Raw genomic sequence first — 11,995 nt, 5'->3', positions numbered from 1 at the left:
TTTTTGCCGGGCATGGAAATCTTTCGTCTGACGTGCATAAGAAGCATAGAAAAGGGAAAGAGCCATGGCCGGTGACGTAGACTACGACCTCCACCGCTTCATCGAAGCGCAGAACGGCATATACGAACAGGCTCTTACCGAGCTGAAAACCGGCCGCAAGCGCTCCCACTGGATGTGGTTCATTTTCCCACAGATCGCCGGTCTTGGGACGTCTTCCATGGCGGAGAAATATGCCATTCGCTCCGCGGAGGAAGCGTCAGCCTATCTCGCCGACCCAATCCTCGGCAGCAGACTTTTGCGCTGTGTCGAGGCGATCATCTCTGTTAACGATCGCAGCGCCCACGATATTATGGGCGCACCCGATGATCTGAAGCTGCGCTCGTCCATGACGCTCTTTGCTGCGGTCAGCGACCACGGCTCGCCCTTTCACAAGGCAATCGAGCGTTTCTACGATGGAAAATTCGACGAACGGACAATTTCGATTCTGAGCGCCGGTAATAATTAAGCCGGCGAGCGCTCCAGCGCCGCAATCTCCTTGGTGATTTCTTCGAGGCGCTGTTTCAGATCGTTTTCCGTACCATCGTCCACTTCCTCTTCGCCGAAGCAGTAACGTGCGTCGTAGAGTTCGAGCTTGGCTTCAAGCTCGGCACGTCTGGCATATAGCCGCCGGAGATAAGCGTAATTCATCTCTGCCTCCAGATTGCTCCCAGATCAGCAGAATAACGGCCATGCACCTCCAAGGTTCCCAAGACTGAGCACCTTGGTCGCGTGGGGATCAGCCGAAGGCGGAGATCGCCACGTTGCACGCTTTTTCGAAATGGCAGGAACAGCCGCCATCCGTCATGGCCTGACGGGTGACGCGCGCGCCCTCGAGCAACAGCGTCAGCGTGTCGGCAAGAAGTTCCGGCTCACGTGCACCGGCAGCCACGCAAAGAGCCGCGAGCCGGTTGCGCTGCATGGCCTTGTGGCGCTCGATCAGCTCGTGCGCCGGATGGCCTTCGCCCTTCAATTCGATGGCGGCATTGGCGAGATCGCAACCTGCTGGCTCGCCGTTCAGACAGTGAGCCCGATCTTCGACCCAGGCAAGCAGCTGGGCGCGCGCATCACCAGGATGGGCAGCTTCGAGATCGCGCCAGATCTTCTCGGCCTTGTCGGAGGCGCGGCGCAGTGTCTCGCAGACCAGTTCATCCTTGGAGCCGAAATGCCGGTAGAGGGTCATCTTGTTGGTGGAGGCAGCATCGGCGATGGCATCGACGCCAATGCCGCGAATGCCGCGCTCGCGGAAAAGCTCCGAAGCCGTCGAAACGATACGCTCCCGCGGCGGGATTCGATCATCTGAAACGGCTGCGGAGATTTCGTTCAATGTTTCTGATTTTTTCGCGGACGAAGTCCTTGACATCGATGTGACCGATCGGTAACAAATGCATTGTTACTTACCGGTAACACCACTCTTCGCGGAAGTCAATGCCAAGAGCGCTTGGCAGCGGGAGTGGAACACGGGCGACCGCCCACGAAAGGAGGACTGCACCATGAGAAAGACCAGAGAAGATTTGACCATTTCCGAAGCCCTTCGCGACCCGCTGATCGCCATGGTGCTGCGCGCCGACGGCGTGAAGCTTGACGACTTCAAGCAACTCCTCGAGACGGCCGCCCGCAAACGCGAGCCGCGTACCTCCACGGCGAGCGATATGATCGGGTCCTTTGCCAGCCGCGCCAATCTGCCGGCGATGCCCTGCTTCGGCTGATCTGACCGCTGGCCTTACAAGGCCCGATCGGCACTGGGGTTAAGCCCTGCCCCAGACGGGCTGCCGCTATCAACAGGCGGCAGCCCTTGCAACATGGTTGTTGGGCGCTTCACGTCTCCGGCATTCCGGAGTTGCGAGTTTTTTTAACATCCAACCGATTATGACTATATCTCCCAAGACGATAGAACGCTCGCCGCCGGTGACGCCGTCATCATGACAATGTTCACCGGCGGTGGCTTTGCAAGCCCAGACGGACTTGCCATGACTGACCGCAATGCCTGGCCGGAGACATAGCCCGCATCCGATCAGCCAATATCTGTACTGATAGGTCAAGAACTCGGGCTGGGCCTTGTTGTTCCTGCCTGCGGCTCTTTGTGCCGTTGCAATTTAGAGCGATGGCAAATGCCTGCGCCGTATTCGGCATTTGACCCCAAGTTCTTTAGCCACCTCAACCTGCGCCGCCTGAAAGCGGTATCCGCTGCGCCGCTATCAGGCATTTCCGTAAGCTCCCAAGATTTTGCGATTTGCTTCGCAAGCAGCTATGCCATAGTAATGTAACAGGCTCGCATAGCATCAGAGGTACGTTGAGTTGGACGGAAACACATCACCCGCAATCTCCGAAGATGAAAGCCCGGCCGAAGAGACCGGCACCAAGGGTAGCCGCCGCGCGCGTGTCAGCGGTATCGACCGCGCGCTGCAGGTGATCGACCATCTTTACGAGACGGGATCCCCGGCCGGCGTCTACGCCATTGCGAAAGCTGTAAAGGCGCCGCTTTCGACCGTCTATGTCATCGTCGACGATCTCGTCGAAAAGAACATGCTGACGCGTCAGTCCGACGGTTCGATCTGGCTCGGCTCGCGGCTTTACCATTATGGCCTTGCCTATGCCCGCTCGCTCGACTTCATGAGCGTTGCCACACATGAAATGCACGATCTTTGCCGGCAGGCCGGCGAGACCGTTCAGGTCTGCGGTCGTGACGGCGATTACATGCTGGTGCTCGCCATGGCCGATGGCCCCAGCCATTTCCAGGTCGCCTCGCGTGTCGGCACCCGCGTACCGCTCAACTGGACAGCCTCCGGCCGCCTGCTGGTCGGCCACCTGCAGGAAGACGAGCGCGTCGAGCTCTTCAAGCGCTGCGCCCGCTCCTCGCCGACCGGACGCGCCGAAATCGATCCCGCTACACTATCGCAATCCGCCGGCAAGGCCTTCGAAGCGCGCCTGTCGATCCAGGCCGGTGAATCCGACTATGCCGTCGCCTGCATTGCCTCGCCGATCTGCGATCGTGAAGGCCAATGCGTCGCCACCATTTCCATCGTCCTGCCGGAACAAAAGGCCTTTTCAGACGAGAGCCATTATACCACGCAGGTGCGCAGCTCAGCGGAACGCATCGAAAGGCTGATGGGCTGGCGCGGCCACTAAAGCGCCTGTCTCAGTCTTTAAGCGCGACGATCGCGCCGATTGCAACGGTGATATTGCCAGGCAGTTTTGGCCTTGCGGGATCCGGCAGATTCTCGAGCAGGCGAGCTCTTCAAGAACCGCCTGGTCGAAATTTACCAATTTGAGATCGCTCAGCTTTCGAAGGCCGAATAGCCAATTTCGCTAAGATGATCGGCATCGGCAATCGCATCGATGGCCGAGATTCTGTCTCCATGGAAGCTGAGGGACAGGACAACACGAAGCTCGCCCTGGACGCGGATGATGAGGCCGACCTCGCCATCCACAAGCGCGACTTCGGCGGACTGTGCCCTTCCCTTGAACATTTTGGCCACGGCATCCACGCCACGAAGCAGAACAACCCCGCCGGTGCGAGCGGCGGTCGCATCCGGCCGGAAGACGGCGTCCGGCGCGAGCAAGGCTATCAGCCCTTCCAAGTCGCCGTTGCGAGAGGCAGCAATAAAAGCTTCCGCAATGCTGCGTTTGCGAACCTGATCGACCTCAGGCGTTTCAGGTTGCCCGCTGACCCTGCGTCGCGCACGGCTCGCAAGCTGCCGGGTGGCGGCAGCGCTGCGACCGATGATCGTGGCGATCTCCTCGAAGGGAAGATCGAACATGTCATGCAGCACGAAGGCGACACGCTCTGCAGGCGAGAGCGTTTGCAGGACGACTAGTACGGCTATGCCAACCGAATCGGCAAAGGCTGCCTCGCGCTCCGGATTGCTGGCAATATCGGCGATTGCGCCATGCGCCGGCAACTCCAGCGGCTCTTCGCGTCGCGTCTTGCGTGAGCGCAGCATGTCCAGGCAGATGCGCGCCACGACCGTCGTCAGCCAGCCGGCGAGATTGTCGACGCCAGACCTGTCCGACCGCGTGAGGCGCAGCCACGCTTCCTGCACCGCATCCTCCGCTTCCGTACGCGAACCGAGCATGCGGAAGGCGACGGCCCGCAGATGCGTCCGGTTCGCCTCGAATTCATCGGCCAGCCAGTTTTTTTCATTCATTGGTCCACTCCTCATCCTGTCATGTCAAAGACCATGACGAACGGAAGCCGGACGATGTGACAGGAGCGATGTCGCATCAAGCCCTCGTGAAATTACTCCGGCGACTTGACCTGCCGCATTTTTCATTGGCTGATGGCGCGCAGATCCCTCCCTATGGTGTTTCACTATGTCCTTCCGATTTGATAGTTCAAAACAATATGCCGCCTTCCTGTTCGACATGGACGGCACGATCCTGAGCTCGACTGCGTCAGCAGAGCGCGTCTGGGGACGCTGGGCCGAGCGGCACGGGCTCGATGTCGAAAAGTTCCTGCCGACCATGCATGGATCGCGCGGTATCGACACGATCAGGCGGCTGAACCTTCCTGATATCGACGCCGAGGCGGAAGCAGCAGAGATTACTGAAGACGAAATCCGCGATGTCGACGGCGTCGTGGCACTTCCGGGTGCCGCCGATTTTCTGGCGTCGCTCCCACCGAACCGGTGGACGATCGTCACCTCCTCTCCGCGTCGCCTTGCTGAGCGCCGGCTCGAGGCAGCCGGCTTGCCGATGCCGCGGGCCATCGTGACGGCCGAGGATGTGACCGTCGGCAAGCCTGACCCGCAATGCTACATCCTCGGTGCCGAGAAGCTCGGCTTTTCCACGCGTGAATGCCTGGTCTTCGAAGACGTCGAAGCCGGCGTGAAGGCAGGAGCGGCAGCCGGAGCCGATATCATGGTCGTCACGGCCGCCGGCCACAAACATTCGCTGCAAGGCTATCCCGAAATCGAACATTATGCCGATGCGACCGTTCTCATTGCCGACAGCGGCCACCTCTCGATCAAGCTTTGATCGGCCAAGCTCTAATCGGCCAAGTTTTGATCGGTTTGCCGCACCCGCTTGAAAGGAATTGCCATGAAGCCGGAAATCGTCTGCCTGATGATGTCGTCGCTCGACGGCGGTCTGCATCCGAGCAAGTGGACAGAAAGCCCTGATGGCAGCCGCAAGGAATGGTCTGCGCTCTATCAGAGGGTCCATGAAGAGCTGCAGGGTGACGCCTGGATCGTCGGGCGCGTGACGATGGCCGAAATGGCGAAGGGAGAACCACATCCGCCGAAATCGGCCGGTGCTGTGGAGCGGCCGAACCATTTTGCCGATCGCGCGGCAAACGCTACGCGATTGCCCTCGACACCTTGGGCAAACTGCATTTCACGCGACCGGAGATCGATGGCGACCATATCGTCGTCATCCTCGGCGGCGAGGTGCCGGATACGCATCTTGCGGAGCTTGCCGCCGACGGCATCTCCTACATAGTCTCGCCTTCCGCCGAAATCGACCTGCGCGCAGCACTCGAGGTGCTGGACAAGGAACTCGGCATCCGCAAACTGCTGCTCGTAGGCGGAGCCGCGATCAACGGCGCCTTCTTTGCCGCCGGGTTGATCGACGAGTTCTATCTGCTCGTCGCTCCGGCGCTGGATGGCAGCGGCGGCCAGCCTGTCGTCACCTTTGACGGAGGACTGGCGGGCAAGACGCAGCTCTCACTGATATCGGCCGAGACGATGGGCAATGGTGCTGTCACCCTGCGCTATAAGGTCAACGCCTAACGGGCATGATGGACAGTGCAGGTATGCGGGCCCGACCAGCGATAGCACGAAGCAGGTCGGCGATGGCGGCTTTGACCGAGCAGTCGACAGTCGTTTTGCTTCCCATCTTTTTCTTCTGTTCTCGTCACATTGCCTCATCCTGATCCGTCAAACCTATGACGAACGAAAGCCGGCGACATGCCGGCCCTGCGTCAAGGGAAACACGCAATCAGGAGATTGAACATGCAAGAGAGAATGGGAAATCCAGCCCTCGTCATCCCGGAAGCCATGCAGGCACTGAATGCTCTCGGTAAAGTGCCTGCTGCGGCCGGGCTTGCGCCGGGATTTCTGGAAATCATCTATCTGCGCGCCAGCCAGATCAACGGCTGCAGCGTCTGTATCGATGGGCATTGGCGCATCGCCCGCAAACATGGGGAGACCGACGAGCGGCTCTTTGCTGTCGCATGCTGGCGCGAGGCTCCCTATTACAGCGATGCCGAACGTGCAGCACTTGCCCTGGCCGAGGCCGTCACCCGCCTCAACGACCGCACCGATCCGGTATCTGACGACGTCTGGGACGAATGCACCCGCCACTACGACGGCAAGAGCCTTGCGGCCCTCGTCATCGCGATCGCCAATATCAATGTCTGGAACCGGCTGAACGTCGCCACCCGGCAGATTGCGGGGAGATGGAAGCCCTGATCCACGGCTTCCCGGTGCTTAGATGATGCCACCGCCGCCGGAGACCGAAGCAGGGCGCTCGGCGGCGACTTTTCTGCGGTAGCCGCTGGCGCGGAAGGTGGCGACTGGATCGATCGCGCCGCCGGCGCGGCGGCGGGCTTCGGCCAGGATCGGTTCGACATCGGCGCGGTAAGCGCGCTTCAGCGTCTCGGAAGCCATCAGCGCATCATTATCCTGCTGGTAACCATCGAGCGCCTTGCGGTCGACGATCAGGGCCTGGGCATAGGCACGGCGGATTTCGTTGGCGCTGTTGATCAGGCTTTCGATCGGGTCCGTCACATTGTGAGACTGGTCGATCATGTGGGCCGGATGGAAATCATTCACGCCGCGCTGTTCAGCATCGACCAACTCGTTGAAAACGAGGAACAGGCGATAGGGCTCGATCGCACCGGCGTCGAGGTCATCGTCGCCATATTTCGAGTCGTTGAAATGGAAGCCGCCGAGCTTGCCGAACTGGATCAGGCGGGCGACGATCATCTCGATATTGGTGTTCGGTGCGTGATGGCCAAGGTCGACAAGGCAATGCGCCTTGGGGCCGAGCGTCTGGGCGATCAGGTAGTTGGTGCCCCAATCCTGTACGATGGTCGAATAGAAGGCCGGCTCGTACATCTTATGTTCGGAGAAGAGCCTCCAATCGTCCGGTAGCGCCTTGTAGATATCTGCCATCGAGGCGAGGTAACGCTCGAACGCCTTGGTAAAATTGCTCTGGCCGGGGAAGTTGGAGCCGTCGCCGATCCAGACGGTGAGAGCCTTGGAACCGATCGCCTTGCCGATCTCGATGCATTCAATGTTATGCTCGATCGCCTGCCGGCGGGTCGCCGCATCCGTGTGGCTGAGCGAACCATATTTATAGGTCAGCTTCTGGCCGGGTGCGTCCGAGAATGTATTGGAATTCATCGCGTCGAAGCCGAGACCGAGCGCATCGCCCTTTGCCTTCAGCTCCTTCACATCGGCCTTGTCCCAGGGAATATGCAGGGAAACAGTGGGGGTCGCCCGTGTCAGCTCGTTGATGACGGCGCAATCGTCGAGCTTGTCGAAAATGCCGCGCGGCTCGCCCGTTCCGGGGAAACGGGCAAAGCGCGTGCCGCCGGTGCCCACGCCCCAGGAGGGGACGGCGACGGAGAACTCCGCCACCTTGCGGGTGATCGTCTCGATATCGACACCGCGGCGCGCAAGCGTTGCACCCAGCGCTTCATAGTCGGCCTTCAGGGCCGCAGCGCGCTTGTCGTTTTCCGCCGCAACTAGATCCTGCGCAATCCTGGATTCTGTCATCTGTTCCTCCCAGAAATTCTGTTGCGGCGGGCGTGACCCGCCGCTCGCTATCAGCGGGTAAAGCTCTGAACGTTGCCAGCGTCAACGTTGATGATGTTACCGGTCGACTTGGCCGACAGATCAGACGCCAGGAAGTAGACGGCCTCGGCGATATCTTCCGGGAACACGTTGAGCTTCAGCATGGAACGCTTGCGGTAATGTTCCTCAAGATCGTCGACCTCGATCTTCGAAGAAGCCGCGCGCTGTTCGCGCCATTCACCGCTCCAGATCTTCGAGCCGCGAAGAACGGCATCCGGATTGACGGTGTTGACGCGGATGCCGGCTTCTGCGCCTTCCAGCGCCAGGCAACGGGCAAGATGGATTTCGGCAGCCTTTGCAGTGCAATATGCAGCTGCCCCCGGCGAAGCGGCAAGGCCGTTCTTCGACGCGATGAAGACAACGTTGCCGCCGAGCGCCTGACGGCGGAACAGCCGGAACGCTTCACGCGAGACGAGGAAATAGCCGGTCGCCAGAATGTCGATATTGCGGTTCCAGGTCGACAGCTCGGTCGTTTCGATCGGCGCCGATGACGCGATGCCTGCATTCGAGACGAGGATATCGATGCCGCCAAACTCGACGCAGGATTCGGCGAAGGACGAAATCACTCCGTCTTCCTTGGTGACGTCGAGCTTCAGAGTGCGAACCGCATCGGCCCCGTATTTCTTCACGAATTCGGCTTCCGTCGATTCGAGCGCTGCCTGGTCGATATCGGCCAACACCACGCAGGCGCCCTCGCCGACCAGACGAGCAGCCGTTGCGCGGCCAATGCCGCCGGCTCCGCCGGTGACGAAGGCGACCTTGCCGGCAAGGCTCTTCGGCTTCGGCATGCGCTGCAGCTTGGCCTCTTCCAGCAGCCAGTATTCGATGTCGAAGGCTTCCTGCTCCGGCAGTCCCTGATATTCAGAGACCGTGGAGGAGCCGCGCATCACGTTGATGGCGTTGACATAGAATTCGCTGGCGATGCGAGCCGTCGCCTTGTCACGGGCAAATGAGAGCATGCCGACGCCCGGCACCAGGAAGATCACCGGATTGGCGTCACGCATGGCCGGCGAATTGTCGCGCTTGCAGGCATTGTAGTAGCGGGCATAGTCCGCACGGTAATCTTCGAGCGCCTTGTCGAGGCCGGCGATGATGGCATCGACATCGGGATTTGCCGGATCGAAATCGATAATGAGCGGGCGGATCTTGGTGCGCAGGAAATGGTCAGGGCAGCTGGTGCCGAGCGCGCCGAGCGGACGCAGGTTCTTCGAATTGACGAATTCAAGCACCGCATCCTGATCGTCGAAATGGCCAAGCTTGCGTTCCTGCTTGCCGATGCGTCCCCGAATTTCCGGCATCAGGCGGGCAGCGATGGCGCGACGTTCGGCAACCGGCAGGCTTTCAACGACGGCGCCGCCGAAGATCGTCTTGCCTTCGGTCTGCCCGGCAAACCACTCGATCGCCTTGTTGATGATATCGAGCGTCAGCTCGTAGCAGGCCTTGGCGTCGTTTGCCCAGGTGAAGAGACCGTGGCTTTCGAGCACGACGCCCTTTGCGTCAGGGTTCGCCTTGACGAAGGCTTCGAGATCAAGGCCGAGCTGGAAGCCCGGACGGCGCCAGGGCAGCCAACCGATCGCGTCGCCGAAGATCTGCTTGGTCAAATCCCTGGAATTCTTGGAGGCAGCAATCGCAATAATCGCATCCGGGTGCATGTGGTCGACATGCGTATAGGGAACGAAGCCATGCAGCGGCGTATCGATCGAAGCGGCACGGGCGTTCAGGTTGAAGGTGCAATGCGGCAGGAAGCCGACCATGCGGTCTTCGTCTTCAACACCCTTGTAGATGCCTTTCAGCGATTCCAGCTTGTCCTGATAAAGCGTCGCAAAACCGTCGAGCTTGATCGTGCCGACATCGCCGCCCGAGCCCTTGACCCAGAGAACCTGAACCTTGCCGCCGCTTAGCGGATCGGTCTCCATGACCTTGGCCGAGGTATTGCCGCCACCGTAATTGGTGATGCGCTTGTCGGCGCCGAGCAGATTCGAGCGATAGAGAAGCTTGCCGGGCTCATCGAGGCCCGCCGCATAAGCATCATCCCACCGGTTCTCGAGAAGTCGAACCTTTGCCGCCATGTCATCCTCCCATATAGGCTTGTGTATAGGCCTGCGGGGCGCCGCGATAAGCACGCCCTTTCGGTCACGGTATCGCGCATCGAAATGCAGCTTGTCAATCGAAAACGATCAAATTCGATTATGTTGCATCGCAATATGAAAATTTATGATCGTTTCTGATTGACAGGCTTTAACGGATACGAAATAAATATGACAAGAGGAGGAGCCCAATGCACGAACGCGAACGCCATCGCATTATCTTAAGCGCTGTCCAGGAAAAGTCCGTCGTTACGATTCAGGACATTTCCGAGCTGACTGAGGCTTCTGAAGCGACAATTAGGCGCGACATTGCGGCTCTTCACGTGCAGGGCAAGATCCGGCGCGTTCGTGGCGGCGCGGAGGCTGTGCACCCGCCGCAGCTTGGAAATCTTGCAGGTCGCCCCTTCCGGGTGTCAGAATCCGTCAATATCGATAAAAAGCGCTCAATCGCGCGTGCGGCCGTCGATCTCTGCGAAGCGGGCGATGCCATCATCATCAACGGCGGCACAACCACCTTCCAGATGGTTCACTATATGGCCGGCCATCGCATGCAGGTCATGACCAATTCCTTCGCCATAGCCGAACATTTGGTGAAGCACTCCAAAAACACGGTGACGGTACCGGGTGGCGCAATCTACCGCGAGCAGAGCCTGATCCTGTCGCCCTTTGATAATGACGCGATCCGCAATTTCTATGCGCGGCGCATGTTCATCGGCGCTCAGGGCGTCGGCCCGCTTGGCATCATGGAGGCGGATGCCCTCATCATCCAGAGCGAGCAGAAGCTGATGCATCAGGCCGACGAGCTGGTCGTCATGGCCGATTCCAGCAAGTTCAATCGCCGGTCGAGCCTCATCCTTTGCGCGCTCGACCGGGTTTCGACAATCATAACCGACGACGGCATCGCCGATGAGGCTGCGCGTATGATCGAGAATGCCGGCGTGCGGCTCGTTGTGGCAAGCCCGGTGGCCCAGGCTGTGAAGGAGGATTCCTCGTCGGTCGCATGAGGCGTCGGCGAGGTGTGGAAGTCTAAATCTTAATGGGAGGACATGACATGAAACTTGCAAAGACACTTGCAATCGGCGTGGCTTTTGCCGTCGCCATGATGGCCGGCGCTGCAAGCGCCAAGGACATCAAGATCGGCCTCGTCGTGAAGTCGCTTGGCAACGGCTTCTTCGACGCTGCCAACAAGGGCGCTCAGGAAGCAGCCAAGGAACTCGGCGGTGTAGAAGTGATCTACACCGGCCCGACGAGCACGACGGCCGAAGGCCAGATCGAAGTCATCAACTCGCTGATTGCTCAGGGCGTTGATGCCATCGCCATCTCGGCAAACGACCCGGATGCCGTCGTTCCGGCTCTGAAGAAGGCTGCCCAGCGTGGCATCAAGGTCATCTCCTGGGATTCCGGCGTTGCTCCGGAAGGCCGCATCCTGCAGCTCAACCCGTCATCCAACGAGTTGATCGGCAAGATGTGCCTGACGCTCGCCAAGGATCATCTCGACGGCGGCAAGGGTGACTTCGCCATCCTGTCGGCCACCACGACCTCGACCAACCAGAACATCTGGATCGACCAGATGAAGAAGCAGCTGAAGGACTTCCCGGGTCTCAACCTCGTCACCACTGTCTACGGCGACGACCTCTCGGACAAGTCCTATCGTGAAGCCGAAGGCCTCCTGAAGTCCAACCCGAACGTCAAGGTCATCGTCGCTCCGACGACGGTCGGCGTTCTGGCTGCTTCGAAGGTCGTCGAAGACAAGGGCCTGGTCGGCAAGGTCTACGTCACCGGTCTCGGCCTACCCTCCGAAATGGCTGGCGCGATCAAGTCGGGCGCGACAAAGGAATTCGCAATCTGGAACCCGATCGACCTCGGCTATTCCGCAACGCAGATCGCCTATCACCTGGCAAAGGGTGATGCCGACGGCAAGCCGGGCAGCGAAATCGAAGCCGGCCGCATGGGCAAGATCAAGATTGGCGACAATGGCGAAGCCGCTATGGCCGATCCTTTCGTCTACAATGCCTCGAACATCGACCAGTTCTCCAAGGTCTTCTGATTTACGGAGATCATGAACAGACCCCC

13 protein-coding genes are annotated in these 11,995 nt (G+C 59.8%); 8 read left to right on the top strand and 5 right to left on the bottom strand.

All coding sequences use genetic code 11. The features are described from left to right. Positions 1-64: 64 nt before the first annotated feature. Positions 65-505 carry a DUF1810 domain-containing protein gene (locus ACK9YZ_RS25420; RefSeq protein WP_416068066.1) on the top strand — a complete coding sequence of 147 codons (441 nt, stop codon included), beginning with the start codon at positions 65-67 and terminating at the stop codon, positions 503-505. On the opposite strand, the gene ACK9YZ_RS25415 is transcribed toward ACK9YZ_RS25420, so the two are convergent. Next, positions 502-687: a hypothetical protein gene (locus ACK9YZ_RS25415; protein ID WP_216759064.1), complete on the bottom strand. Its 186-nt coding sequence runs from the start codon at positions 685-687 to the stop codon at positions 502-504. The two genes, ACK9YZ_RS25420 and ACK9YZ_RS25415, sit on opposite strands and share 4 nt — an antisense overlap. 88 nt (positions 688-775) lie before the next feature. Next, entirely contained in the window at positions 776-1,399 is a 624-nt protein-coding gene (locus ACK9YZ_RS25410; protein ID WP_216759065.1) for a TetR/AcrR family transcriptional regulator, read from the bottom strand. 130 nt (positions 1,400-1,529) lie between these two features. Between ACK9YZ_RS25410 and ACK9YZ_RS25405 the strand changes: the two genes are divergently transcribed. Together ACK9YZ_RS25405 and ACK9YZ_RS25400 are read left to right on the top strand one after the other, a co-directional pair. Continuing rightward, on the top strand, positions 1,530-1,745 hold the full coding sequence (locus ACK9YZ_RS25405) for a hypothetical protein (protein ID WP_216759066.1): 216 nt from the start codon (positions 1,530-1,532) through the stop codon (positions 1,743-1,745). A gap of 589 nt (positions 1,746-2,334) precedes the next feature. Next, the gene (locus tag ACK9YZ_RS25400; RefSeq protein ID WP_416068065.1) at positions 2,335-3,165 is read left to right on the top strand and encodes an IclR family transcriptional regulator; all 831 of its coding nucleotides are present in this window, start codon (positions 2,335-2,337) and stop codon (positions 3,163-3,165) included. 149 nt (positions 3,166-3,314) lie between these two features. Here the strand turns inward: ACK9YZ_RS25400 and ACK9YZ_RS25395 are convergent, their stop codons facing one another. After that, the gene (locus ACK9YZ_RS25395) at positions 3,315-4,184 is read right to left on the bottom strand and encodes a sigma-70 family RNA polymerase sigma factor (RefSeq protein WP_416068064.1); all 870 of its coding nucleotides are present in this window, start codon (positions 4,182-4,184) and stop codon (positions 3,315-3,317) included. A gap of 166 nt (positions 4,185-4,350) precedes the next feature. On the opposite strand from ACK9YZ_RS25395, the gene ACK9YZ_RS25390 reads away from it, so the two are divergent. From ACK9YZ_RS25390 to ACK9YZ_RS25380, 3 genes are all read left to right on the top strand, one after another. Then, positions 4,351-5,013, top strand: coding sequence for an HAD-IA family hydrolase (locus ACK9YZ_RS25390; RefSeq protein WP_416068063.1), 663 nt, complete (start codon positions 4,351-4,353; stop codon positions 5,011-5,013). Between the two features lie 341 nt (positions 5,014-5,354). After that, a complete protein-coding gene (locus ACK9YZ_RS25385) occupies positions 5,355-5,765 on the top strand; it encodes a RibD family protein (protein ID WP_416068062.1) in 411 nt (136 codons plus the stop codon). Positions 5,766-5,987: 222 nt separating this feature from the next. Further along, positions 5,988-6,446 carry a carboxymuconolactone decarboxylase family protein gene (locus tag ACK9YZ_RS25380; RefSeq protein WP_416068061.1) on the top strand — a complete coding sequence of 153 codons (459 nt, stop codon included), beginning with the start codon at positions 5,988-5,990 and terminating at the stop codon, positions 6,444-6,446. Positions 6,447-6,464: 18 nt separating this feature from the next. Here ACK9YZ_RS25380 and rhaI read toward each other — a convergent pair whose 3' ends face one another. Both rhaI and ACK9YZ_RS25370 read right to left on the bottom strand, forming a co-directional pair. Then, on the bottom strand, positions 6,465-7,757 hold the full coding sequence (rhaI, locus tag ACK9YZ_RS25375; protein ID WP_416068060.1) for an L-rhamnose catabolism isomerase: 1,293 nt from the start codon (positions 7,755-7,757) through the stop codon (positions 6,465-6,467). A gap of 50 nt (positions 7,758-7,807) precedes the next feature. Continuing rightward, positions 7,808-9,904: a bifunctional rhamnulose-1-phosphate aldolase/short-chain dehydrogenase gene (locus tag ACK9YZ_RS25370; RefSeq protein ID WP_416068059.1), complete on the bottom strand. Its 2,097-nt coding sequence runs from the start codon at positions 9,902-9,904 to the stop codon at positions 7,808-7,810. A gap of 209 nt (positions 9,905-10,113) precedes the next feature. Here ACK9YZ_RS25370 and ACK9YZ_RS25365 point away from each other — a divergent pair, with 209 nt between their 5' ends. Both ACK9YZ_RS25365 and rhaS read left to right on the top strand, forming a co-directional pair. Beyond that, positions 10,114-10,926, top strand: coding sequence for a DeoR/GlpR family DNA-binding transcription regulator (locus ACK9YZ_RS25365; RefSeq protein WP_416068058.1), 813 nt, complete (start codon positions 10,114-10,116; stop codon positions 10,924-10,926). Between the two features lie 47 nt (positions 10,927-10,973). Beyond that, positions 10,974-11,969: a rhamnose ABC transporter substrate-binding protein gene (gene rhaS, locus ACK9YZ_RS25360; protein ID WP_183725586.1), complete on the top strand. Its 996-nt coding sequence runs from the start codon at positions 10,974-10,976 to the stop codon at positions 11,967-11,969. Positions 11,970-11,995: the final 26 nt, after the last annotated feature.

Source organism: Rhizobium sp. ZK1 (genome assembly GCF_047782645.1).
In the GTDB taxonomy this organism is placed as follows: domain Bacteria; phylum Pseudomonadota; class Alphaproteobacteria; order Rhizobiales; family Rhizobiaceae; genus Rhizobium.
This window is presented reverse-complemented; position numbering and strand designations above follow the sequence as displayed.